Here is a 23,574-nt window from a genome sequence, read left to right as displayed (position 1 = left end):
GCACCCCATGAAGAAGACCCTCGCAACCACCGCCGCTCTGCTCGCCTTCCTCGGCACGGCCTATGCCGCGACCGTTCAGGGCACGATCCAGGCCGTCGACCCGACGACCAAGTCGATCACCCTCGACGACGGCAAGATCTACCAGCTGTCACCGGAAGCGACGATCGGGAAATTGAAGGTTGGCGCCAAGGTGGCGGTGACTGTCGATGACAAGACCGGCATCGTGACGTCGATCAAGAAGGCCTCGTAACGCGAGAGCATCGTGCGTCGGCAGACCTGCTGACCGGATTTTTCAAACCCTGTTCCACTCATGGCCGGTCCCTCCGGGGATCGGCCATTTTCATGCCTCGCCCCTCGATGCCGGGCGACCTGGATGAGGTCTTCCGGCTGGACCCCAGGGCCGGCCGGCGGAACGCTGTCCGGCGGCATCGCTATGGTTTTTGCCAAAAAGCCGCGCTATCCCTTGGCCAACGGGGGATATTCATGGCCGACGAACAAAAAGGGTTTCGCCTGTCGCGGCGATTGCTGCTGGGTGCGGCTGTCCTAGGTGGCGCGGTGCTGTGGGGCGGCAACACCGTGGCGCGGCTGGCGCGCGCGCCTTCGGGGCCGAAGAACGCCGGACGGATAGCCGATATCGACGGCTTCGCGTTGCCTTTGAAGCCGCTGGACAATGCGCCGGCCTTCGATGCGTCGCTGCCCTGGTCGGCAAAAGGCGGCGACATCAACGATGCCAGCGGCCTGTCGATGACGCCGGTCTACGGCGTCGTCGAGGTCAGCGAGGACGAGCACATCGCCAATGCGCTGGCCTTCGCGCGTGCCAATGGCCTGAAAGTCTCACTGGCCGCCATCCGCCATTCGATGGGCGGGCATGCCTTCGACGACAACGCGCTGGTACTCGACCTCAGAAAGTTCAACAAGGTGACCGTGGATGCGGCGGCGAAGACCATGACCTTGCAGCCGGGCGCGCGCTGGCACGACATCCAGAACCTTCTGCATCCGCGCTTTGCGGTGAAGGCGATGCAGTCGACCGACATCTTCTCGGTCGGCGGCTCGCTGTCGGTCAATGCGCACGGTATGGACCACCAGGCAGGGTCGGTGGCGGGCTCGATCCGCTCGATGCGAGTGATGCTGGCCGACGGCTCGGTGACGACCTGCTCGCCCACCGAGAACACCGATCTGTTCCGCCACGTCGTCGGCGGCTATGGCCTGTTCGGCGTGGTGCTGGAGGCGACGCTCGATATCGTCGAAAACGCCGTCTACCGGACCTCGCGCGAAATCATCAGATCGGACGATTTTCCGAAATTCTTCGCCGAGGTGCTGGAGCCGAACAAGAATATCGGCCTGTTCTACGGCCATCTGTCGACGGCGCCCGGCAATTTCCTCGAGGATATGATCGTCTACCGTTACGACAAGGTGGCGGAGCAGCCGCCGGCGGATCAGCCTGAGATCGGCGAGCCGGGTTCAGTCGGGCTGAAACGGGTGATCATCAACCTGGCGAAATGGGGCAGCCTGTTCCAGGAGTTGAAGTGGTTCACCGAAAAGACGCTGGAGCCGAAATTCGAAAGCTGCACGGTGGCGCGTACTTCGGCCATGGCCGAGGGCGAGGCCTGTCTCGTCACCCGCAACAACCCGATGCACGATTCGGTGCCCTATCTCTTCAACGATCAAATAGAAGAGACCGACATCCTGCACGAATATTTTATTCCACGTGCCGCCTATGTCGAATTCATCGCGGAAACGCGCGAGATCCTGCGCAACCAGACGCTGCCGGTGCTCAATGCTTCGGTGCGCATCGTCCACAAGGAGGATGTGGCGCTGACCTACGCGCCGGAGCCAGCCTATTCGCTGGTGCTCTACATCAACCAGCCGACCGATGCCGACGGCAATGCCAGGATGCGCGCGCTGACGCGGGCGCTGATCGACGTGACGATCAAGCATGGCGGGCGCTTCTTCCTGCCTTACCAGCTGCATTATACGGCCAGGGAATTGCTCGCCTCCTATCCCGAACTGCCGGCCTTCCTGGCGGCGAAGCGGCAGTATGACCCGACGGAACTGTTTTCCTCGACCTTCTACCGTGCCATCAAGGCGCTGAGTGGGGTGGCGTAGACGTTAGGAGACTTCATGCGCAAGGTATCAGCCGCGGCACTCATCCTCATCGCACTGTGCGCTGGCCCTGCCGGAGCCGAGCATCTCAAGGCCTTCAAGCTGACCATCGACGGTGTGACGGTCGATATCGATCCCGGCGAGAGCGCAGACGTGACCCTGCCTGGCGGCAAGCGGAGCAAGGTGACGCTCGAGCGCAACGACTTCGCCACCTTTTCCGGCAGCGTTTTCTCCTTCGTTCACCCCAGCAGCATTTCGGTGACCAAGACCGATCTCGGCGATGATATCACGCAGTATCTGATGGCGTCGGCTCTCGGCACGATCGTCGTCGTGCAGGAATATGGCACGATGAACCCGGTGTCGCTCAACCAGCTGATGCTGCAGGAGATGACCAAGGAATCGGTGCAGGCCGGCGCCACGCTGACGCAGGAGCCGACGACGCGCAAGCTCGCCGACGGCAAGGAATTGACCGGTATCCGCGCCGAGGTGAAGACACGCACCGACACCGCCGATTTCGAGATCGTCGGCTTCGGCCTTGCCGATCGGGGGCTGCTGTTCATCACCCGCGTTGCCGGCGAGGATGCGGCGACCGAAAAGCCGCTGATCGACAAGTTCTGGCAGAGCCTGAAGGTCAAGCTGCAGCGGGACTAGGGTCGTGTCTCAGTTTGGGTTTCGGCGGGGAATCCACACTTTTGCATAACGGCGGCTCAAGTTATTCTGACGATCCGGATGTTGGAGATCCTGCAGCATGGCGAAGCTCATTTTCAGAATGAACCAGTCCCTCGACGGTTACGTCGACCACCAGAAAATGCCGTCAGGCCCGACAATCTTTCGTCACTGGATAGAGCAAGTGCGCAATTTGAGCGGCAGTGTTTACGGTCGCGGCATGTACGAGGTCATGCGTTATTGGGACGAAGACAGTCCTGAATGGAGCGCGGAGGCGCACGAATTCGCGGCGGCGTGGCGGAGCCAACCGAAGTGGGTTGTGTCGCGCTCGCTGAAGTCGGTCGGCCCCAACGCCACACTTGTCGGGGACAACGTCGAGGCGGTGATAGGTGGGCTTAAGGCTGAGCTCGTCGGGGAGATTTCAGTTTCCGGACCAAACCTGGCACGAAGCCTGACCGATCTTGGTCTTATCGATGAATATCAACTTTACCTCCATCCGTTCGTGCTCGGTCAGGGCAAGCCATTTTTCGCCGGCCCCCGGCCGCCGCTTCGCTTTGTGGCCAGCGATTTGATCGGTGATGACGTAATCAGGTTGACCTATGTTCCTGCCTGATTAAGCGGTCGTCAAACCGAGACGCCAGCAGGACTACAGCCCCTTCGGCACCAAGCCGGCCAGCCAGTTCACGGAGCGTTTCGCGGCATCGGCGGTCGCCGAGGCGGCGCGGCCGAGATCGGTCTTGACCACTGCGTAGCCGTTTTTGGTGCGATAGAGCACGCCGGTTCCGCCATCGACCACCTGTTCATAGGCGACCGGCCGGGCGGCGTCGGCTTCCATGGCCGTCGTCGGCGAACCGACCGAGACGCTCGGCCGGTGGCTCAATTCAGGCGGTAGCGGGCTTTCGGTTCTGACAACGCGGCTGGCCGGCTTCAGCTCCGGGCGCGACGCGGTCGCGGCCAGTTGCGAGGAGGACGACGAACCCTTCGTGCGGCAAATGCCGGAGACGAGCGGATAGTTGAAATTGCGCTCGTGCAGCATCTGGCTCTTCATCGCCGCTTCGCACTCGGCGACGGTCGACCACTTGGCCGGCGTCTCGCCGATATATTCGCAAAGCTTGGCGTCGCAGTCGCAGCCGACAATGGTCATAGCGACAAGGGCGGTCTTGATCACGGTCTTGTCCCTTCGAGATGCCCCCGGCAACCCATCCATTTCTTCCCATTCCTTCGCGCGCGAACAAGGCGGGATTTGGCCGCGATTGTGGAATGGGCGTGGCGGAGCCCAGGAAATGCATAATCCTGGCCGGGCGTGGCCGAAAGGCCTCAGTAGTCGTAGACGTGTTCAAGCCTGGCGCCAGCCTTGATCAGCGCCGGCAGCACGAGATGCAGCTTGCGCACGGCGACGGTCAGCCCGGTGCGGCGCGTGGATTGATCGGCCGGGAGCGGATAGCTGAACAGGATGCGCATGCCTTCAGGGATGGCGATCGTATCGGTGGAGAGCACCGTGACCATGATCTCGTCATTGCCGCCGATCTCGACGAAGGAGACGCCCTTGTCGATCAGGCGCGGGATCATTTCGGTGAAGACCTGATAGCGCCTGGTGACGAAGATGGTGCCGTCAGCGCCCATGTCGCGTTCGAGCAAGGTGTCGGGCTCGTTGCGGGTGGCTTCGCCGACGGGTCCCTTGGCCCAGACATGGACGTCGAGCAAGGCAGGGTCCATCGTCGCGGCGAGCGCCTTGGTGATCAGGTCGGCATAGCCCTGCTTGATGGTGTCGGCGAGGCCGAACGCCAGCTTGCGTTCGCTGGTCCGGATCGAGCTGTCTCCCGGCGCCGGCTGCACGGCAAACAGGCCGGCGCGCTTCTCGGCATAGGGGAACTGATACCAGGGCACCTGGTCGAGAAACCCTGCATAGTCCGCCGCCAGCTTGGCCTGATAGATGTCGGCGGCGGTGCGCTTGGCCGTCGTCGCCTCGGTGATGCGGCCGACCGTGTTCTCATAGGCCCACTGCAATATATGCTCGATCGAGTGGCTGGTGCCGATGATGACCAGCATCTGGTGGTTGGCGTAGTTGAACTTGTAGGCAGAACTGGCGCGGATGACCATGGCGTAGTCCTGCCAGAAGCGGCCGACATAGGACCAGTAGGGAAAGCCGCTCGGCTGGTCCTTGTCGACGAAGCCGGCATATTCGCGCGCGGCGTAGACGATCGCCCATTCCGGATAGGTGAGGAAGGTCGATTCCTCCGGCCGCTGGTAGAAGGGGATCTCGGCGCGGACCTTGTCGGCCAGCGCCTTGGGCGGCGCGCCATCGGCAATTCCGGGCAGCGGCGTCTTGTCGAGCGACGACGTCGTCAGAAAGCCGTAGCTCAGCCCGGCGATCGGGACGAGGATGACGAGGACGATCACCCACAGGATCGTCTTGATGATGCGCTTCAGCCAGCGGAACAGGAACATGCCAGATCAGGCCGTGGCGAAGTGTTCGTGTATGCGCCTGGCCAGCCGGAAACCGACATAGACGGCGAAGCCACCGATGACCAGGTGCGGCAGGTTGGCGAAGAAGCGGGCCGGGAATTCGATATCGTTGAGGGAGCGGAAGCCGTTGATGAAGATGCCGGCATCGAGGCAGCCGGAACCGGTGACCAGACCGAGCACGCCGTCGAACAGGTAGACCGAACCGAACAACTTGAAATAGAACACCGCCTGGCGGTGCGAGATGAAGGCGGCGGCCAGCGCCCAGACGCCGGAGAAGGCGTGCAGCAGGTCGTCATACCATTGCAGCGAAAACAGACCGAACAGATTGCCGCCAGCGTCATTGAACGCGGGTATGTAGCCAATGGCGACGACGCCGAAAAACAGGAAAGCATAGGCGACGGCAAGCTTCTGGATCAGCGTCATGAAGTATCCCCCCTCTACGAGTCCGCTTTGCAAACAGACTCTGACGACGCAGCGATACTAACCGATTTTAGCGCGCGGTGAAGCGGCGCCCGCGAGATCGCCGGCGAAGGATATCGAGGGGCAAAAAGACAGTCGGCGCCGGGATTTCTCCCAGCGCCTCCCTGTCAGATCAGGACACGGTCGCGGCAGCAACTTCCGTAAAGTCGTCGCGCCTTGCCGGCCTTGATTTTGACGGTCCTGCCAGTCCGCCGCCCGAGAGCAGCGTCCGTTCGGGACCACGCTGGTTTCCACCCTTGCGGGCTTTGCCCTGCGCACCATCGAAGGTTTTTGCCGTCCTTCATGGCAGCATCGGTCCGCCGTCGGCGTTGGCACGCTTTCCGCGGCCCCGTAGGTCTCGGCTCCGTCCCTCGAAACAGGCAAGCCTGCTCTCGCTTCGGGCCGTCCGGGCCTCAGGAAATCCGCCTTTCACTTCGCCTTTCGGCTGGATGATCGGTAGCCGCCTGAGATGGGTTTAACCTACGCCGGGTAAGGGGCCTGGGGAATGGCCTGAGGCCTGTGGATAGCGGGATTATCGGGGATCAACCAGGGAATGCGATTTTCCGATCCGCCATGATGGGCGGCAGCGGTGGACATTCGGCCCTTGCCCTGCCGGCCGGTGCGGGCTTCAATGCCGGCAAAGGATTCGAGGTGCCGAGCGGCTCGATGTCCTTGCGGGAGGGTTGCTTGAAAGTCGGAGTGGTTCTCAACCCGATTGCCGGTGGGGGCCGGCTGAAACGGCACTGGCCTGAGGTCGCCGCGTCGCTGAAAAAGCACTTCGGCGAATTCGAGCTGCGCGAAACGCAGGCGGAAGGTGACGCCGAAAGGCTGGCAATCGATCTCGCGATGATTGGCTTCGACCTGGTGATCGCGGCCGGTGGCGACGGCACCGCCAGCGAAGTGGCCGATGGACTGCTGCAGGCGTTCCAGGAAAGCGGCCGGACCACCGAGCTCGGCCTCTTGCCGTGCGGCACCGGCATTGACTTCGCGCGCGGGCTCGGCCTGCCGAAAGAGGTGGATGCCGTGCTGAAGCGGTTGGCCGAAGCCAAGGGTCGCAAGGTCGATGCCGGGCGCATCTGCTACATCGATGATCATGGCGCGCTGGCCAGCCGGCATTTCATCAACATCGCCAGCCTGGGGCTTTCCGGCGCCACTGACCGCGCCGTCAATGCCGACAAGCGCAAGGGCAGGATGTCGGCCAAGGCGCTTTTCCTGTGGCGCACCGTGGTCGAGTTCATCCGCTACCGCTTCCAGGACGTCAGGATCACGGTCGACGACGGCGCGCCCGTCGAAGCGCGCATGGCGCTGGTGGCGGTCGCCAACGGAAAATTCTTCGGCGGCGGCATGATGATCGCGCCGGATGCGGAACTGACCGACGGGCAGTTCGACATCGTCATCCTGCGCGCCGCCGGCAAGCTGAAGCTGATCTGGGACATCCGGCTGCTCTATGGCGGCCGGCACCGCAACCATCCAGCGATCACCATCTTGCGCGGCAGGAAAGTGGTGGTCGAACCGCTCGGCGATGTCGAGAAGAACGGCGCGCTGGTCGACATAGACGGCGAGTCGCCGGGACGCATACCCGCGACCTTCGAGATCCTGCCGGGTGCGTTGACGCTCAGATACTGAATCAAGCCGTTGACGGATTGATTCAGATGAATCCGCCGATCCAGCCAACTCGCTGAAATCGCTTAATATCCAGCCGGCGTTAGAGTTCGAGCTTGGCCGGGAAACCAGGTGCGCGCAGGTCGGTGCCGACGGCATCTTCCAACAGTTTGACGATCTGGGTCGACCAGGCGCCGCCGCCATAGGCGGCCTTGCCTTGCTGAAAAATCGCGTTGACGCGCGACGCCAGCTCAAGCGGCACGCCTGACTGTTCGCCCATGGCGAGCGCGAAGCTGAGGTCCTTCAGCGCCAGATCCATGGTGAAGCCGATATCGTAGGAGCCGTTGAGAATGAGCTGGCTTTCGGTATCGTGGACGAAGCTGTTGCCGGAGGAGGCGACGATGGCGTGATAAGCTTGGGCGAGGTCGAGCCCGCCTCGCTTGGCCAGCATCAGCGCCTCGCCGGCGGCGACGAGGTGAACGAAGGCGAGCATGTTGGTGATCACCTTGATCACCGCCGCCGAGCCGACCGGCCCCATCAAGAACGATTTCGCGCACATCGCTTCGATTGCCGGGCGATGGCGCGCATAGAGCGCTGGATCGCCGCCGACCAGCGCGGTGATCTTTCCGGCCGCCGCCAGATGCACGCCGCCGGTGACCGGGCATTCCAGCGTCTCGATGCCTTTGGCCGAGGCGAGGGCCGCGAGGCGGAGAATCTCGTCGCGGCCGTTGGTCGACATCTCGATCCAGGTGCCGCCTGTGGGCAGGCCCTCCAGCAGACCATCGGCGCCCGCCAGCACGGCTTCGCTGACCTTCGGAGAGGGCAGGCAGGAGATGGCGTTGCCGGCCCGTGCGGCGGCCTCGGCGGGGCTGCTTGCCGCTGTGGCCCCGGGCGCCCCCCGGCGCGCGACGGCGGGGGGGTGCCGGTCGAAGACGGTGACGGCAAAGCCGTTGCGGATCAGGCTGGCGGCAAGGTTGCCGCCGAGATGGCCAAGACCGATGAAGGCGTAGCTTTCGCTCACGGCATCAACGGCGTCTGCATCATCTGCAGATGCAATTCCTTGCCCGTATAGGGATGTGCGTCGCAGACCGCTTCGTTGAGCTCGACGCCGAGGCCGGGCTCCTTCGACGGGATGATTTTGCCGTCCTGCCACTCGATCTTCTTCTTCAGCAGCGTGGCGTGGAAACCGTCCCACTGCTTCAGCGATTCGAGGATGAGGAAGTTGGGCAGCGTTACCGCCAGCTGGATGTTGGCGGCACCGACGATCGGTCCGCAATAGCAATGCGGCGCGATCTGGATGTGGTAGGCCTCGGCCATGGCGGCGATCTTCTTGGTTTCGAGAATGCCGCCGGAGCGGCCGAGGTCCGGCTGAAGGATGGTCGCGGCGCGGTTATCGATGACGCGGGCGAACTCGAATTTGGTCGTCAGCCGCTCGCCGGTGGCGATCGGGATCGAGGTCGCGCGGGCCACTTGGGCCATGACCTCAGGCATATCAGGCGGCACCGGCTCCTCGAACCACAAGGGATCGTAGGGCTCGATGGCGCGCGCCATGCGCAGCGCGCCGGACGCCGTGAACTGGCCGTGCGTGCCGAACAGGATGTCGGCGCGGGTGCCTACCGCCTCGCGGATCGCCTTGATCATGCGGGTGGACAGGTCGATATCGACGAGGCGCGGCTGGTGGCCGTCGAAGGCGGTGTAGGGGCCGGCCGGGTCGAGCTTGACGGCATTGAAACCCTGCTCGACATATTCGAGCGCACAGGCAGCGGCGAGATCTGGATCGTTGTAGACGTTCTTGCCGTGCGCGTCCTCGGAGTGGACGCTGCCGCTGTGCGGATAGAGATAGGTGTAGGAGCGCAGCGTCTCGTGCACCTGTCCGCCGAGCAGTTTGTAGACCGGCTTGTCGGCTTCCTTGCCGATAATGTCCCAGCAGGCCATTTCCAGCGCCGAGAAGCAGCCCATGCCGGACACATCGGGGCGCTGGGTGAAGCCGGAGGAATAGGCGCGGCGGAAGAAGTTCTCGATGTCGTGCGGATCGCGGCCGACGAGATAGCGCTCGGCCATGTCCTCGACCATCCGGGCGGTAACATGGGCCGAGAAGGTGGCGTTGTAGGCCTCGCCATAGCCGACCACGCCACCATCGGTGGTCAGCTTGACGAAGATGAAATACTTGCCGCCGATGCCGGGCGGCGGATTGCCGACAACCCAGGTCTTGACGTCGGTGATCTTCATTCTTGGTCCTCCAGAACCAATTCGGCGCCTTTCCAACCGGTCATGATCGAGGCGGCGTTGGTGTTGCCAGTGATGTTGTCGGGAAAGATCGAGGCATCGATGACGCGCAAACCTTCCAGACCATGCACCTTGAGGCGGGGGTCGACGACGGCGCGCGCGGGATCCGGCCCCATGCGGCAGGTCGAGACCGGGTGATAGACGGTGCCCGAGCGCTTCCTGAAATCCTGGACCAGATCGGCGTCCGAGGTGATCGACGGGCCGGGCAACACCTCTTCCTCGATGATCTCGGCCATGGCGGGCATCGAGGCGATCTTGCGCACGAATTTCACCGCCGCCAGCATCTCCTCGACATCGGCATTGGTGGAGTAGGCATTGGCCGTTATCTTGGGGTAGTCGCGTGGGTTGGCCGAGCCGATCATGATCTCTCCACGGCTCGACGGGCGGCAGTTGGATAGGCCGATGGAAAAGCCCGGCCATGGGTCGGGCGTCAGGATGGGGCGCTCGCCGCTCTTGGGAATGACGGTCGAGAAGGCCTGGAAATAGAGCTGCATGTTTGGCCGCGTCGCCGCCGGGTCGGTGCGGAAGAAGCCACCGGCATTGTTCATCGACAGCGACAGTGGGCCGGAGCGGGTCAGGATGTATTGCATACCGACCAGCAGCTTGCCCCACCAGGGACGCAGCGTCTGGTTGAGCGTCGGCAGCCGGCCCTTGAAGGTGTAGTTGATGCCGACATGGTCCTGCAGATGCGCACCGACATTTTCGTTGGCATGGACGACGGGAATGCCCAGGCTCCCAAGCAGGGCGGAAGGGCCGACGCCGGACAGTTGCAGCAATTGCGGCGAGTTGATCGAACCGCCCGACAGGATGATTTCGCGGCCGGCACGCGCCGTCTTCATCCCGCCGTTCTGCTGGTATTCGACGCCGACGGCACGCTTGCCCTCGAACAGGATTTTTGTCGCCAGCGCCTTCATCTCGACGCGGACATTCCCGCGCTTCATCGCCGGGCGCAGGAAAGCGCGCGCCGCCGACATGCGGCGGCCGTTGCGGGTCGAGATCTGGTAGATGCCGACGCCTTCCTGGGCGGCGCCGTTGAAATCCGGGTTGAGCGGCAGGCCGGCCTGCTGGCCGGCGGCGAGATAGCGTTTGGTCAGCGGATGGACTGCGTCCGAACAGTCGGTGACATGCAGCGGGCCGCCCGTGCCGCGCCATCGGTCGGCACCGGCCTGGTTGTCCTCGAGCGCCTTGAAGGCGGGAAGCAGATCGTCATAGCCCCAGCCGGGATTGCCGGCGGCGGCCCAGGCATCGAAATCCTCGCGGGCGCCCCTGATCCAGACCATGGCGTTGATCGAGCTTGAACCGCCGAGCAGCATGCCGCGCGGCCAGTGGTCGGTATTGCCGGCGAGGCCCGGATCCGGCTCGGCCTTGTAGTTCCAGTTGACGGCAGGATCGAAGAAGGTCTTGCCGTAGCCGAGCGGCATCTGCACGTAGAAGCGGCGGTCGCTGCCGCCGGCTTCCAGCATTAACACCGAGAAGCGCCCCGAGGCCGAGAGTTTTTCGGCCAGGACCGAGCCGGCCGAGCCGGAGCCGACGATGATGAAATCATAGGTCTGCATGATGGAAATGGGAGGCTCCGAAAGATTGGCTGCAGCCTAGACGCGACGGCATTCCGAAGTCGCCGCGCCATCCGGCATCAGTTGTGAAAAAAGCGACCGTCGAACTGGCCGGGTTTGCGGGGATGCCCGACAATCGCGCTTGATATCTACCTTCTCGACAGCCTATGCGATGGCATTATTTTGGCGCATGATTTTCTCCGAAAGTCTGCAACTTTTCGGAATCATGCTCTGGCCACTCTGCGGAAGGCAGGAAATCATATGCGAACCCTCCCTGACGCGTTCATCCCCGAACTGCCGGGCCACTACAGCGGCAAGGTCCGCGAGAACTACGACCTTGCGGATGGCCGGCGCATCATCATCGCCACCGACCGCCTCAGTGCCTTCGACACCATCCTGACTTCGATCCCGTACAAAGGAGAGATCCTGACGCAGACGGCGCGCTACTGGTTCGAGGAAACCGCCGACATCTGCCCGAACCATCTTCTCGAATACCCCGACCCGAACGTCGTCGTCGGCACGAGGCTCGACATCCTGCCGGTCGAGATCGTCGTGCGCGGCTATCTGGCGGGCACCACCAGCACCTCGATCCTGACGCGCTACAAGCGCGGTGACCGCGACATGTATGGCATCCACCTGCCGGACGGCCTGCGCGACAATGAAAAGCTGGCGGAGCCGATCATCACGCCGACCAGCAAGGCCGCGCATGGCGGCCATGACGAACCGCTGTCCAAAGCGGAGATCCTCGAGCAGGGTCTTCTCACGCAGGCGCAGTGGGATACCGTATCGGACTACGCCTTGCGGCTGTCCGCCCGCGGCCAGCAGCGCGCCGCCGAGCGCGGCCTCATCCTCGCCGATACCAAATACGAATTCGGCACCGACAAGAACGGGACCATCATTCTCGCCGACGAAATCCACACGCCGGACAGCAGCCGGTACTGGATTGCGGCGAGCTACGAACAGGCGCTCGCCAGCGGCAGCCGGCCGGAGAGCTTCGACAAGGATTTCATCCGCTCGTGGGTCTCGGCGCGGTGCGATCCTTACAGCGACCCTATCCCTGAGATACCCGACGAGATCGTCGAACAGGCTTCGCGGGTCTATGCGCAGGCCTATGAGGCGATCACCGGCAAGGAATTTTCTCCAGACCTTTCCGGGGACAGCGTGCTCGATCGTATTCGCACGAACCTCAGGCGCTATTTCTGATCGACCTTCGCCGGGTGATGCGAACTGCCGTCTTCCACTCATCGCCATGCCAGAGCCCACCAACTCGGGTTAACGGAGCCTTACCGGGTGTTGGCTGACGGTGCATCAAACGAAAAACCCGCCTGTACGGCGGGTCACTGGCGCAAATCAGCACCATAGGCAAAAATGTACCATAGCTGCGGTCACTGAGTCAAGAAAAAATTCCTATCGTGAAAAGCTGCCGGCAAAAAAGCTGCCGACACCGCGACCCGGCAGTCGCAGGTCTTTTGTCAGTTCGGAGCCTGTGGCCATGTCGTGGCGCGTTGACCTTCGGGCGCCGTGACGATACGGGATCGAGGGCGGCCGGTCTCGAAGGAATTCTCCCATGGTGCACTACGCTGAAGGACGGCCGCTTGGCGATCTGACGCTGCGCACCCTGGCCATGCCTTCGGATGCCAATGCGGCCGGCGACATTTTCGGCGGCTGGGTGATGGCGCAGATGGACCTCGCCTGCGGCATCCGTGCCGCCGAGCGCGCCAAGGGCCGCGTGGTGACGGCTGCGGTGAAAGAGATGTCCTTCGCCAAGCCGATGAAGATCGGCGACACGCTGTGCATCTACACCCATGTCGAGCGCGTCGGCCGCACCTCGATGACGCTCAAGGTCGAAGCCTGGGCGCAGCGCTACCTCTCCGACCTGATGGAAAAGGTCACCCATGCCGATTTCGTCATGGTGGCGCTGGATGGCGAGGGCAAGCCGAAAGCAGTTCCTGCCGAAAGCTGACGCGCAAGCCGTAAAATCAGAACCGCACTTCCATCGTGGCGCGAACGCCCTGATCGGCCGCTTTCGTCCCGAACTGGCCGGAGTAGCTGATCCCCAGCGTGGTTCTGTCGGCGATCCGGAAATCGAGCCCGGCCCCGACAATGGCTGTATCCTTGGCGATCGGCACGCATGAACCTCGCCCGACGCGGCATCGAGCGCCAGGCGCGCGGCATCCTCGTCGGTCATGAGCAGCATGGCCCATGCAAGCGCATTGCCTTCGCCCAGCCGGTCGAGGGCTCCGGCGGTCGCGATTTGGTTGCCGGTGGTGGCGACGTTGGCGACCGCAACGTCGTTGCGCGCCAAGGTAAGGGTGATGTCGTTGCCGTCGCCGCCCTTGTAGTTGATGAGATGGTCGAGGAAGAGAAGGTCGTTGAGGTTGCCGACGGAGGCGAAGGTGCCGGCGACATCGGCCGCGCCATTGTTCTGGATGATCGTGTACGGCCCGTTGCGCAGGTTCCAGCTCTCGGCTGTCGCCGGCGTCAGGACCAGGTTGAGCGTCGCGCCTGATATGTCGACCGTGCCGCCGACGATCAGCTTGTCGGCGCCGGATGGGGTCGTCTCGACTTCGAATATGCCGTGATTGACATAGTTGCCGCCGACCGTCTGGACGCCGATGGAATTGCCGACGCCATGCGTGCCGAGGATGGTGACATTGCCGCCTATGGAGCCGATGCCGCCAAGGCGCGCGCCGGAATCCACCGTGACATCGCCGGCGAGGCTCGCGTCGCCATGGCTGGCGTCGCCCACCACCAGCGTTCCCGTGCCGACGGTGGTCGGGCCCGCATAGCTGTTCTGTCCGTTGAGCGTCAGCTTGCCCGTGCCGGTCTTGGTCAGGGAGCCGTTTCCGGAAATAGTGCCGCCGATGATGTCGTCATGGCCGAGCGAGCCGAGCGAAAGCTGTGGCGCCAGCTCTGAATCGTCGATCTGTATGGCTCCGTCGCCCGACAGCGAGCCGACATCGAGCACGGAGTCCTGGTTCCGGAAGCGCACCAGCACGCTGCCGCCGGCGCCGTTGACGACGGTAGCGTCCTGCGCCTGCGACGATCCCTGGAAATCGAGCGTGCCGCCGGCTTCGTTGACCAGGGTCGCGGTTCCGCCGTCCGAATGTCCGTAAAAAACAGTCGAGCCGCCATTCCTGTTGCTTATCGTGGCCTCTCCGGCGGAGGAAGACACATTGCTCGAATAATCGTCGTCGAAGGTTGTCCGGCTGAAATAATACGGTATGCCCAGGCCGTCATTGACGATCGTCGCCTTGTCCGCGCTTGCCCCCGTGAAGGCGACCGAGCCGCCGCCCTGATTGGTGATGCTGGCCGTGCCGGCATCGGTTCCGGTGCTGAAATTGAGCCCGCCATTGCCGTCCTTCGCCAGGACGATGGTGGCCGCGCCGGCGGTCGCATTGCGCAGGAAGTTGAGGTCGCCCAACCCGACGGTGATCGAGAGATCCTGGGCGCTGACGGGATTGGCGGCGTCGTTGCCCGAGAATAGAGCTTGGCCCATCCCCCGCTTCCGTTCGAGCTTATCGTGACCGGTCCGTCGCCGAGCGCACCTGTCGCCGCCACGACAAGGCCGCCGCCGCGCACCGCCGTGCCGCCCGAATAGCTGTTGGCGCTGTTCAGCGTCAGCGTGCCGGAACTGGTCTTGGCGAGTTGCCCGTCACCCGAAACCACGCCGTCGAGGATCAGGTTCTTGCCGGCGCCGACATCGAAGGTACCGCCATTGGCGCCGAGGATTACCTGGCGCTCCAGCGTGAAGTTGAGGGGACTGCCCGTCACCTGCAGCGCGCCGCCGTTCAAGGTCAGGGCGCCCGAGACATCGCCCAGCGCCCAGTCGCCGCCGATCCTCAACGTGCCGCCGTTGACGACGGTGCCGCCGGAATAGATGTTGATGCCGGTCAGCGTCAGGGTTCCGGCGCCGAGCTTGGTGAGCCCCCCTTGGCCCGTCAGTGCCTGGCTCACGGTGAAGTTGTTGGCGCTGTCGGCGATGTCGAAGCCGCCGCCCCCGGGGCCCCAGTTGATCGTGCGGCTGGTGGCGGTGAACATAGTGCTCATGACCCGCAGCACGCCGCCGTCGAATGTCAGGGCGCCCGAGGCGGCTCCGAGATGGGCGTCCAACCACACCGACAACGTGCCCTGGCCGATGGTCCACGACGTCACCTCACTGGTGCTGCCGTTCAAGGTCCATGTGCCGGTGCCGGTCTTTTCGTAGATGCCGAAATCCCGGTATTGCCGCCCGATCGTGGAGACGTCGAAGCTGCTGTCGACGTTTCCGCCGAGCCTCAACCTGTCGGCCGCGCTGAACGCCCACACAGCGCCGGTAATCACCGAGCCTGCCCGCAGTTCCAGCGCGTTGACGCCGCCGGTGAACTGGATGCTAGGGAGGCGCCCAGGACCTGCGGCGATGGTGCCGCTGTTGGTCACGGTCAGGCCGGCTCCGATAATGGCATATCCTCCAATTGTGCGATTCGCGGATCCGTTGTTGCTGCCGGAAAAGCCCCCGGCACCGCCTTGGATAGTGCCGCGGTTTTCGATCGTGCCGCCACCCGACATGACGATACCATTACCGCCGAAGCCGCCTACGGCCGTGCTTCCAACCCCACTGCCGCCCCCACCGCCGCCATTGCCACCTTGAATCACGCCGTTGTTGATCAAGGTGGCGCCGCCGCCGGCAAAGATCACGCCAACGCCGCCATTGCCTCCATTGCCTCCGGGCCCGGCGGTTAGAATATCGTCGCTGAAGCTGAAGCTGGCGCCGCCGCCACCGCCGCCGCCGCCGCCGCTGATCGTCCCGCTGTTGGTGTTTTGCAAGCCGCCGCCCGTCACGATAGCCCCATAGCCACCGGCCCCGCCGCCGCCGCCAAACGTCAGCGCGCCGTTGTTGCTTGTAGTATAGCCGAGAGCGCCACCGCCGCCGCCGCCACCCAGGAGCAGGTCGGTTGAACCGATCGAGATCGCTGAAGTGCCAGCCCCATTGCCGTTGCCTCCGCCACCCCCGCCACCTCCCGCCGCCCCCCCCGAGCCACCCGGGTTCCCGCCTGCAACACCTTGTCCATCGTAGCCGCTCAATGTCTGGAAAGCGCCGCTGGCAACGCCGCTTGCACCACCTCCTCCACCATTGGCACCGGCGGCTCCGCCCCCCCCTCCACTGCCAAAGACGCCGCTGCCGGCGCCACCATCGCCGGTGGTCGTGCCGCTGCCGAGGTCACCGGCGCCTCCGGCTCCGCCTTGGGCACCGTCCCCACCTTTTCCGCCGTCACCCCCGCCGGCGGCGCCGCCGCCACCGCCGCCCGTACCTGTACTGTCGCTTCCATTGGCGCCGGTGTATCCTTGCCCTCCGGCCGCGCCACTAGCACCCGCGCCGCCATCCGCCCGTGCCACAGATGGCGAGAACGTCAGCAGGACCGGTGCAGCCATGGCGGCCCCCAGCGCGCTCGCGCATAGAAGACGGGTCAGAAGGGCCACTAGTGGACCATTAGCTTGCCGAGGACGGGCGAGATTGCGTGGCGGCATCCGATGTATCGGTTGCGAGACGGCAAGCGGGGCGCCCAGGCGCAGGATCTTTTCCTTACCCTTCTTGATGAGTTCAGTGGTTTCTTTCCGGCCCATGTCAATCCCATCGTGTCCGGCACAACCCGATTGCGCTGGAATCTCTCCAGCCTGCAGCATCCCGCGAAAGCCCGGCTCGCGATATCGTTGAAACTAGCTATGCCGGGCTCAAGGCGGTTCGTCGCCTGCGGCAATGTCGAACCGCCTATCTCCTCGTTTTCACGTGAGTGCGAGCGGAAAACCGTTCATGCCATTCCTGGAATTGCGTCGGCGGGCACATGCAGGGCCAGCACGGTTTCGCCGCGTCGCGACCGCGTTTCGAGCGTGCCGCCCAGCCGTCCGGCCCGCGCCCGCATCGAGCGCAGGCCGGTGCCCGGGACGGGCGCTTCCGAGGCGGCATCGAAGCCGACGCCGTCGTCGTGGATCATCAGGCTCAGCGTCTCGCCGCGCCGGTGCAGGTCGATGACGACGCAGCTTGCCTGGCTGTGCTTGAGCACGTTGGTCAGGCCCTCCTGCAGGATGCGGACGAGATCGAGGCTTCGCGCGAGCGACAGGTGGCAGTCCTCCAGCCCGGTCAGGTTCCACACGCAATCGATGTCGCGGCTTTCACATGCCAGCGTGTGGCGGCGGCGCAGCGGTGCGATCCACCCGGCCAGAGACTGGCCGCCCGTCTGGTCGTCGGCGGCGGTATCGATGATCACCCGCAACTCGTCGCGCAGTTCCTTGAGGACGGACAGGAAGCGATCGGCCGGCAGGCTCTGCGGCGCGTGCTCCAGCATGGCGATCGAATTGACCAGGGTACCGCCCATGCCGTCGTGCAGATTGTGGGAAAGGGACACGCGCTCGGCCAGCCTGGTGTTGGCCAAAATGACCTCATGCTGCTGATGCAGCGTGAGGGCGAGTTCTTTCCTGGCGGTTTCGATCTTGGCCGTGAGCTCATCGTTGAACCCCTCGATGCGGCGCATGTTGGCGACGAAGTTCCAGGCCAGCACCAGCGCCATGCCGACCATCTGGAACTGGGATGTCAGCGTGACGTAGTAGACATTGCCAAGAAGTATGCCGAGATATGTCATCAGGTCATGCAGGATGGCCACGATGGTGAACGCGTTGACGATATGGAGGACGATGTGGTCCAGGCGAGCGCTGCGCCAGGTCAGGCCGATCGACAGCAAACAGGCGCCGATATAAAGCAGCGACCAGGACAAGGCCAGCAGGTTGAGCATCGGGCCGAGCTGGGAATGCGGCGTGGCAAACAGGGCTGCGGCACCGATCGCCAGCGCGGTCCATAGCACGGCTTCCCCTTGGGGAAAGCGGCGCTCGGCAAAGCGGATGACAAACAGCACGAAGGCGGCGGCCATGACCATGAAGGAGAGCATGATGAAACGCTGCCATGTGTCGGTCGCCCCGAACGGCCAAGGGCTCGTCACCACGAAATTGAGCGAATAGCAAAACCACGCAATCGTCATCAGGGCGAACCAGCCATAGGCCTTCAGGCTTCGGCGCAGCAGCCAGACGACGAAAAAGAAGGTGCCAAGCGCCGCGGTGACGCCGAGATAGAAGACCGGCAGCTCGCGGCGAATCCAGAATTGCTGGACAAAATGAGCACGCGTCGCCGAAGGCGGGCCGATCAGGACCGGACCAAGGCCTGGCTGGTATGGCGCCAGGCCCGAGACCCTGATCAGCAGCGTGTTGGTGCCGGCATGCAGAACCGGGGCCGCGAGCTGCCAGTAGCGGGGCACGTTCCATGAGCGCGTCAACGGCTCGACGAGGAATTCGTCGCGGCCGAGTTCCGCGCCGTTGACCGAGATCGATCCGGCCAGTGTCCAGTAGTTCAGCGCGAGGCCCAGCGGTTCGGCCGCGTCGGGCCTGTCGAAGGTGAGGCGATACCAGACCACGCCGTCGAAACCGGGCCAGCGCGTCGTCCAGTCGTCGGGCAAGGTCACGCTGGTCCAGCCGGTGGCCGGCGGCGCGGCGGCGTCCCAGCCGGATCTCACGGCCTCGATCGTCTTGAACGGCACGGCCCCGCCGGCGGCAAAGGCGATGCCGCCCGGCACGAGGAGCAGGAATATCAGGGCAAGAAGCCTTGCGACCGCGCCTCGAAGATCGCTTCCGTCCGGGATTTGACCGACAGCTTCTTGTAGATGTTGCGAATGTGGCATTCGACCGTGAACCTGGAGAGGGAAAGGACTCCCGAAATCTCTGATTGGTAAGCCCCTTGGCAACGAGGTTGAGGATCTCGATCTCGCGCGGCGTCAAGGGAGGCGGCGGCGCAAGCGCGGGCTTGCCGCGCCCCGGCCTGTCGGTGGAAGGACGGGCACGCCCGGTCGGCGCCGGCGCCGACACCAGTTCCAGGATGCGCCGGGCGATGAAGGGATCGATCGGCGCGCCGCCGCGGATGGTGCTGCGGATCGAAAGCGAAAGCTCGATGTCGTCGCGCTCCTTCAGGAGGTAGCCGGTCGCGCCGGCACGTAGGGCCTCGAGGATGGTGTTTTCGTTGCTCCAGGCCGAGATGACGAGGATCGGCAGCGCCGCGTCATGCTCGTGCAGGGAGCCGATAAGGTCGATGCCGTTGCCATCGGGCAGGCCGACATCGACCAGCGCCATGGCAAAGGCTGGTCGACGAGCAGGGTCCTGGCCTGCGCGATCGACCCGGCGAAAAACAGCTCCTCCTGAGCATAGCCAAGGCCCTTCAGGATCGAGCGCAACCGCACCTGCATCATCGGCTCGTCCTCGACGACAAGCAGCGGGCTCGGCAGCAGTGCTTCCGATGGGGGCAGGTCGATGGCGGGATATTCCTTGTACGACATGAACCTCGACGCGAATGGCGGCTTTCACCGGTAGCAGCCGGGGCGGAAAATACCCAGCCGATCGTACCAGTCTGCCATGGATCGGTTGACGCCGACATAGCTGGGATCAGGTAGAGCGAGCCGGGGATGGCCGTTTGTAACAGGGGCCATGTAGCGGACCCGTTTCGCGACATCCGCCGGTTGCCTCCATGCCCGATCCTGCTGCAATCGGAGGAGAGACAATGCGTCAACATCTGCTGAACGGTTGGCTCGTGGCAGCCCTGGTGGCGACGACATGCCTGCTCGGCGTGACCGCTTACGCGGAGGTGAAGGAAGATATCTCGCGCAGTGCCTGCACGCATGGGGAACAGGCTCCCGGCGAGCAGGGCGCACGGTGTGATACCTGTGCCGCCGCGCGATGCGATGTCCGCACATCAGGAGCCTGAGCGGCAGCCGTCAGCGGACGGCATGAGCGGCAATCCACCAGCCAAAACGGCGCGTGCATTCGGGCAACGATCCGCGCAGCCGAGATAGAATTTCCGATCAGGCAAGCCGGATGTTGCGTGCGGGTCTGAAACCCTTGCAGCGCAAGGGTTTCAGACGCGGGCGTCGTCGAATTTTTCGCGCGCCGCCTTGACGCGCATGGTGTTCGCACGCGCCCATTCGCTCAGTGCGCTGACGGGGATCAGCAGCTCGTGGCCGAGTTCGGTCAGCTCATAATCGACGCGCGGCGGAATGGTTGGAAACACGGTGCGGGTGACGAAGCCGTCACGCTCCAGCCCGCGCAAGGTGGTGGTCAGCATCTTCTGCGAGATGCCGCCGACGGCAGCACGCAATTCGTTGAAACGCAGCGGTCCGTCGCCCAGCTTGCCGACGACCAGAACGGTCCATTTGTCGCCGACGCGCTGCAGGATTTCCGAGATGGCGCGGCAGTCCTCGGTGCGGTGTGGGTGCCTCGGTAACAAAAAAGTGCCTTCTTGTGCATCGCGTTTGCAGTATCTCATATAGCGCAGGTATCCAAATGATACCAGTACTTCGTGCAAGGAGAGCCCTTATGTCCAAACCCAAAATTGCTATCGTCGTCGGATCGACGCGCGCCGCTCGTTTCGCCGATGTGCCAACCCAGTGGATCGCCAAGATCGCCAAGTCGCACGCCGACATCGATGTCGAGATCGTCGACCTGCGCGACTTCCCGCTGCCGTTCTTCGACGAGGTCGCATCCTCCGCCTGGGCGCCGTCGCAGAACGAAGTGGCACAGCGCTGGCAGAAGAAGGTCGCCGAATTCGACGGCTTCATCTTCACCGCCGCCGAATACAATCATGGCCCGACGGCCGTGCTGAAGAACGCCATCGACTACGCCGCCAATGAATGGAACAAGAAGCCGGCCGGCTTCGTCGGTTATGGCAGCGTCGGCGGCTCGCGTGCCGTCGAACAGCTTAGACTGTATGCCGTCGAATTGCAGATGGCGCCGGTCAAGTCGGCCGTCCATATCGCCTGGGGCGATTTCCTCGCCGTCCGCCAGGGCGAGAAGAAGCTGGAAGACCTCGAGCATCTGAACCAGGCCGCCACCGCGCTGGTCAACGATGTTGCGTGGTGGGCCAAGGTGCTCAAGGCAGCGCGTCAGGCCGACGCCGTTGCCGAGGAAGTCAAGGCGGCCTGACCGCCAATTCGAATTATCCTCCCAAGGATCCGGGGCGGCGCTTGCGCCGCCCTTTTTCAATTATAGCGGCTCGAATTGAAAGCTGGCGCCGGATCGGACGACGCGGCCGATGCCGGGCGAATCCAGATGCGCGCCGGCGACGAAACAATGATCGTCGGCTGCAAGCGCCAGCAACCGCAACCGGCTTTCGCGCGCCTGGTCCTGATCGGCGTCGAATTCCCATGTCACCTCAGGTCGATCGAACTGAAGCGATGGGACGTGAACGGTGTCGCCCCAGATCAGAATGCGTTCGCCGCCGGCAGAAACACGAAAGCAGCTGTGTCCCGCTTCATGGCCATGAGCGCCGACAATGTCGACATGTGTCCCGATACGGTCTCCGGCTTCGAAGGGTTCCGCCATGCCGTGAAATCGTTCGAGCCGCGCTTCGGCGCGAAAAAAGCCGAGTTCTTCCCCGGGAACGAGCAAGCGCGCCAGGCGCGGGAAAGCGTCGCGGCCGTCGGCAAGCACAAGACCATGGATGTGGTCGAGATGCGTGTGGGTGAAGCAGACGGTACGGACTCGTCCTGCATCGATGCCAGCTTCGTCCAGCGCCTCGGGAAGTCGGCCCATGGTGGGATGCCAGGCGTTCGAGGCGCCGGTATCGATCAAGATGATCCCGTTTCCATCGTCAATCGCGAAGGCATTGACGGAAAGCCTGAGTTGACCACCAACCAACGCGACTTGTTTCGGTAATTCATCGCCAAATGGCTTGTCGCCGCGTTGCCGAAGCCGTCCGATCGGCATGTCGACATAGCCATCGCGCAAGGAGGTGATGCGCAAGTCACCAAGATCGTAGGTCTGATAAAGGTCGCCCGAAGCTATGCGGTGCATTTTCCGATCCGTTCTGTGGACAAATCGACGGTCTGGCAGCCCGCGTCGGCAACTCACCCGTCAAATTCGATTTATGCCATGTGGGCGTGCGTCGCCTGCCTCGGCCGTATGATGCAGTCTGCGAGGCGGTTCGTCTCGTTCAACTCGTCGGCGTGGTGCTGGCCCCATTGGCAGAGCGCCAGCAGGATCGGCTCGAGGCTGAGGCCGAGGCGCGTCGCCGAATATTCGACGCGCGATGGCACTTCGGCGAAGATTTCACGGCTGACCAGGCCGTGCTCTTCCATTTCGCGCAGCTGCTGGATCAGCACTTTCTGGGTGATGCCCGGCATCAGCGTCTTGAGCGCCGACAGGCGCCGGGGACCATCGAAGAGATGGTAGAGGATGACCGCCTTCCAGCGACCGGCGATCACTTTCAGCGCCCGTTCCGCCGGCAGCATCGGCAGTCTTTTGATCGGCATTCTCTTGGAATCTGGCATGGTCACCTCCTGGTCAGCAGGGGACAAATGAGTGTGTAGTCGAGGCTCCGCAGATAGTGGCAAACCGCTGCCGATGCCAGTGCTATCGGAGTTTGCCATGAAAGCCATTCAACTCAGCCGCTTCGGCGGTCCCGAGGTGCTGGAGGTGGTCGATCTGCCGGCGCCGGTGCCGCAGTCCGGCGAGGTGCTGATCCGTGTCCACGCCGCCGGGATCAACTTCTTCGAAGTGCTGATGCGCGCGAACCGCTACGCGGTGACGCCGCAACTGCCGATGATCCCGGGCGTCGAGGCGGCGGGTGTCGTCGAGGCCGTCGGGCAAGGTGTGGATGCGCAATTGCTGGGTCGCCGCGTGGCCGCGCCTTTGTTCATGTCGCAGCGTCCCCACAGCGGCTATGCGGAGCAGGTGACGATGTCAGCCGATCTCGTCGTGCCGCTGCCGGATGCGCTGCCGTTCGAGGCTGCCACGGCGCTGATGGTGCAGGGGCTGACGGCCCTTCATCTGCTTCGGCAAAGCCCGCCCGATGACAAGGCGGTGCTGGTGCCGGCCGCATCGGGCGGTGTGGGAACGCTGCTTGTCCAACTGGCCAGGCTGAAGGGCGCACGCCAGGTGATCGCAGCCGCCGGCGGCAAGGCAAAGCTGGATTTCGTCTTGTCGCTCGGCGCCGATGCCGCAGTCGACTATACCAAGCCGGACTGGCCCGCTCGCGTCCGCGACCTCACCGGCGGGGAGGGCGCCAACATCATCTACGACACAGTCGGCGGTGCGCTGACCGCTGCCTTGCTTGAGGCCTTGGCGCCTGGCGGCGAACTGGTGTTTGCTGCGCTCGGGCGCTTTGGCCTCGCTGCCTCCGATCTGGAGCAGTTGATCGGCCGCAACCAGTCACTCAGGGGTTTCGCGCTGCTGCCGCTGCTGTCTGCCGATGTGCTGAAAGCCAGCCTGTCCGAACTGTTCCAAATGGCGGCAGGCGGCCAACTGCAGGTCACGATCGGCGGCAGATTCCGGCTCGACCAGGCCGGGGAAGCGCACCGGTTGCTGGATGAGCGCCGGTCGACCGGGAAGGTGGTACTGATACCCTGATATGGCGATAGCCGCGAACACGACG

23 protein-coding genes and 2 pseudogenes are annotated in these 23,574 nt (G+C 63.8%); 11 read left to right on the top strand and 14 right to left on the bottom strand.

Annotated features, from left to right (window positions below):
• The first annotated feature begins 7 nt into the window (after nt 1-7).
• The 4 genes from NKJ00_RS13325 (at nt 8) to NKJ00_RS13310 (ending at nt 3,382) form a co-directional block, all read left to right on the top strand.
• A complete protein-coding gene (locus NKJ00_RS13325; protein ID WP_013530037.1) occupies nt 8-250 on the top strand; it encodes a DUF1344 domain-containing protein in 243 nt (80 codons plus the stop codon).
• 233 nt (nt 251-483) lie between these two features.
• Nucleotides 484-2,106: an FAD-binding oxidoreductase gene (locus NKJ00_RS13320; RefSeq protein ID WP_023809777.1), complete on the top strand. Its 1,623-nt coding sequence runs from the start codon at nt 484-486 to the stop codon at nt 2,104-2,106.
• A 15-nt stretch (nt 2,107-2,121) separates the two neighbouring features.
• Entirely contained in the window at nt 2,122-2,754 is a 633-nt protein-coding gene (locus NKJ00_RS13315) for a hypothetical protein (protein WP_352440387.1), read from the top strand.
• Nucleotides 2,755-2,851: 97 nt separating this feature from the next.
• On the top strand, nt 2,852-3,382 hold the full coding sequence (locus NKJ00_RS13310) for a dihydrofolate reductase family protein (RefSeq protein WP_352440388.1): 531 nt from the start codon (nt 2,852-2,854) through the stop codon (nt 3,380-3,382).
• Nucleotides 3,383-3,415: 33 nt separating this feature from the next.
• Here NKJ00_RS13310 and NKJ00_RS13305 read toward each other — a convergent pair whose 3' ends face one another.
• From NKJ00_RS13305 to NKJ00_RS13295, 3 genes are all read right to left on the bottom strand, one after another.
• On the bottom strand, nt 3,416-3,937 hold the full coding sequence (locus NKJ00_RS13305) for a hypothetical protein (protein WP_023809774.1): 522 nt from the start codon (nt 3,935-3,937) through the stop codon (nt 3,416-3,418).
• A gap of 149 nt (nt 3,938-4,086) precedes the next feature.
• Nucleotides 4,087-5,217, bottom strand: a complete 1,131-nt coding sequence (locus NKJ00_RS13300; protein WP_352630012.1) for a hypothetical protein — start codon at nt 5,215-5,217, stop codon at nt 4,087-4,089.
• Between the two features lie 6 nt (nt 5,218-5,223).
• Entirely contained in the window at nt 5,224-5,658 is a 435-nt protein-coding gene (locus NKJ00_RS13295; RefSeq protein ID WP_127294990.1) for a hypothetical protein, read from the bottom strand.
• Between the two features lie 723 nt (nt 5,659-6,381).
• Here NKJ00_RS13295 and NKJ00_RS13290 point away from each other — a divergent pair.
• A complete protein-coding gene (locus NKJ00_RS13290) occupies nt 6,382-7,320 on the top strand; it encodes a diacylglycerol/lipid kinase family protein (protein ID WP_352630010.1) in 939 nt (312 codons plus the stop codon).
• Between the two features lie 79 nt (nt 7,321-7,399).
• Here the strand turns inward: NKJ00_RS13290 and NKJ00_RS13285 are convergent, their stop codons facing one another.
• From NKJ00_RS13285 to NKJ00_RS13275, 3 genes are read right to left on the bottom strand one after another with little or no spacing between them, the layout of a single operon-like run.
• Nucleotides 7,400-8,317 carry an NAD(P)-dependent oxidoreductase gene (locus NKJ00_RS13285; RefSeq protein WP_352630008.1) on the bottom strand — a complete coding sequence of 306 codons (918 nt, stop codon included), beginning with the start codon at nt 8,315-8,317 and terminating at the stop codon, nt 7,400-7,402.
• Nucleotides 8,314-9,525 (bottom strand): mandelate racemase/muconate lactonizing enzyme family protein, encoded by a 1,212-nt coding sequence (locus tag NKJ00_RS13280; protein ID WP_352630006.1) that lies wholly within the window; start codon nt 9,523-9,525, stop codon nt 8,314-8,316. Before NKJ00_RS13280 ends, NKJ00_RS13285 begins: the two co-directional genes overlap by 4 nt.
• Nucleotides 9,522-11,138, bottom strand: a complete 1,617-nt coding sequence (locus NKJ00_RS13275) for a GMC family oxidoreductase (RefSeq protein ID WP_352630004.1) — start codon at nt 11,136-11,138, stop codon at nt 9,522-9,524. Before NKJ00_RS13275 ends, NKJ00_RS13280 begins: the two co-directional genes overlap by 4 nt.
• 258 nt (nt 11,139-11,396) lie before the next feature.
• Between NKJ00_RS13275 and NKJ00_RS13270 the strand changes: the two genes are divergently transcribed.
• Both NKJ00_RS13270 and NKJ00_RS13265 read left to right on the top strand, forming a co-directional pair.
• Nucleotides 11,397-12,338 carry a phosphoribosylaminoimidazolesuccinocarboxamide synthase gene (locus tag NKJ00_RS13270; protein WP_352630002.1) on the top strand — a complete coding sequence of 314 codons (942 nt, stop codon included), beginning with the start codon at nt 11,397-11,399 and terminating at the stop codon, nt 12,336-12,338.
• Nucleotides 12,339-12,702: 364 nt separating this feature from the next.
• Nucleotides 12,703-13,098 carry an acyl-CoA thioesterase gene (locus tag NKJ00_RS13265; protein ID WP_023809765.1) on the top strand — a complete coding sequence of 132 codons (396 nt, stop codon included), beginning with the start codon at nt 12,703-12,705 and terminating at the stop codon, nt 13,096-13,098.
• A 792-nt stretch (nt 13,099-13,890) separates the two neighbouring features.
• On the opposite strand, the pseudogene NKJ00_RS13260 reads toward NKJ00_RS13265, so the two are convergent.
• The 4 genes and pseudogenes from NKJ00_RS13260 to NKJ00_RS13245 all read right to left on the bottom strand — a co-directional run.
• Nucleotides 13,891-14,103, bottom strand: a pseudogene (locus NKJ00_RS13260) (autotransporter-associated beta strand repeat-containing protein); the annotation flags it as partial.
• 176 nt (nt 14,104-14,279) lie between these two features.
• Nucleotides 14,280-16,547: an autotransporter-associated beta strand repeat-containing protein gene (locus tag NKJ00_RS13255; RefSeq protein WP_352629999.1), complete on the bottom strand. Its 2,268-nt coding sequence runs from the start codon at nt 16,545-16,547 to the stop codon at nt 14,280-14,282.
• A 377-nt stretch (nt 16,548-16,924) separates the two neighbouring features.
• Nucleotides 16,925-18,418: a sensor histidine kinase gene (locus NKJ00_RS13250; protein WP_352630141.1), complete on the bottom strand. Its 1,494-nt coding sequence runs from the start codon at nt 18,416-18,418 to the stop codon at nt 16,925-16,927.
• 329 nt (nt 18,419-18,747) lie between these two features.
• Nucleotides 18,748-18,876, bottom strand: coding sequence for a helix-turn-helix transcriptional regulator (locus NKJ00_RS13245; protein WP_352630140.1), 129 nt, complete (start codon nt 18,874-18,876; stop codon nt 18,748-18,750).
• 18 nt (nt 18,877-18,894) lie between these two features.
• Between NKJ00_RS13245 and NKJ00_RS13240 the strand changes: the two genes are divergently transcribed.
• Nucleotides 18,895-19,131, top strand: coding sequence for a hypothetical protein (locus NKJ00_RS13240; RefSeq protein WP_352629997.1), 237 nt, complete (start codon nt 18,895-18,897; stop codon nt 19,129-19,131).
• Between the two features lie 23 nt (nt 19,132-19,154).
• On the opposite strand, the pseudogene NKJ00_RS13235 reads toward NKJ00_RS13240, so the two are convergent.
• A pseudogene (locus tag NKJ00_RS13235) lies at nt 19,155-19,283 on the bottom strand (DNA-binding response regulator); the annotation flags it as partial.
• A gap of 424 nt (nt 19,284-19,707) precedes the next feature.
• Here NKJ00_RS13235 and NKJ00_RS13230 point away from each other — a divergent pair.
• Nucleotides 19,708-19,911 (top strand): hypothetical protein, encoded by a 204-nt coding sequence (locus NKJ00_RS13230; protein ID WP_081734779.1) that lies wholly within the window; start codon nt 19,708-19,710, stop codon nt 19,909-19,911.
• Between the two features lie 150 nt (nt 19,912-20,061).
• Here the strand turns inward: NKJ00_RS13230 and NKJ00_RS13225 are convergent, their stop codons facing one another.
• A complete protein-coding gene (locus tag NKJ00_RS13225; protein WP_023809764.1) occupies nt 20,062-20,430 on the bottom strand; it encodes a winged helix-turn-helix transcriptional regulator in 369 nt (122 codons plus the stop codon).
• Between the two features lie 89 nt (nt 20,431-20,519).
• On the opposite strand from NKJ00_RS13225, the gene NKJ00_RS13220 reads away from it, so the two are divergent.
• Nucleotides 20,520-21,125 (top strand): NADPH-dependent FMN reductase, encoded by a 606-nt coding sequence (locus NKJ00_RS13220; protein ID WP_023809763.1) that lies wholly within the window; start codon nt 20,520-20,522, stop codon nt 21,123-21,125.
• Between the two features lie 60 nt (nt 21,126-21,185).
• Here NKJ00_RS13220 and NKJ00_RS13215 read toward each other — a convergent pair whose 3' ends face one another.
• Complete coding sequence (locus tag NKJ00_RS13215; protein WP_352630138.1) at nt 21,186-21,908, bottom strand: MBL fold metallo-hydrolase; 723 nt, start codon at nt 21,906-21,908, stop codon at nt 21,186-21,188.
• 158 nt (nt 21,909-22,066) lie between these two features.
• The gene (locus NKJ00_RS13210; protein WP_352440398.1) at nt 22,067-22,471 is read right to left on the bottom strand and encodes a winged helix-turn-helix transcriptional regulator; all 405 of its coding nucleotides are present in this window, start codon (nt 22,469-22,471) and stop codon (nt 22,067-22,069) included.
• Between the two features lie 97 nt (nt 22,472-22,568).
• Here NKJ00_RS13210 and NKJ00_RS13205 point away from each other — a divergent pair, with 97 nt between their 5' ends.
• On the top strand, nt 22,569-23,549 hold the full coding sequence (locus NKJ00_RS13205; protein ID WP_352629994.1) for a quinone oxidoreductase family protein: 981 nt from the start codon (nt 22,569-22,571) through the stop codon (nt 23,547-23,549).
• Nucleotides 23,550-23,574 lie beyond the last annotated feature (25 nt).

The sequence above is a fragment of the Mesorhizobium sp. M0227 genome (assembly GCF_040321855.1).
Lineage (GTDB): Bacteria > Pseudomonadota > Alphaproteobacteria > Rhizobiales > Rhizobiaceae > Mesorhizobium.
Note: the sequence above shows the minus strand (reverse complement) of the source record. Positions and strands in the feature narration are given on the sequence as shown.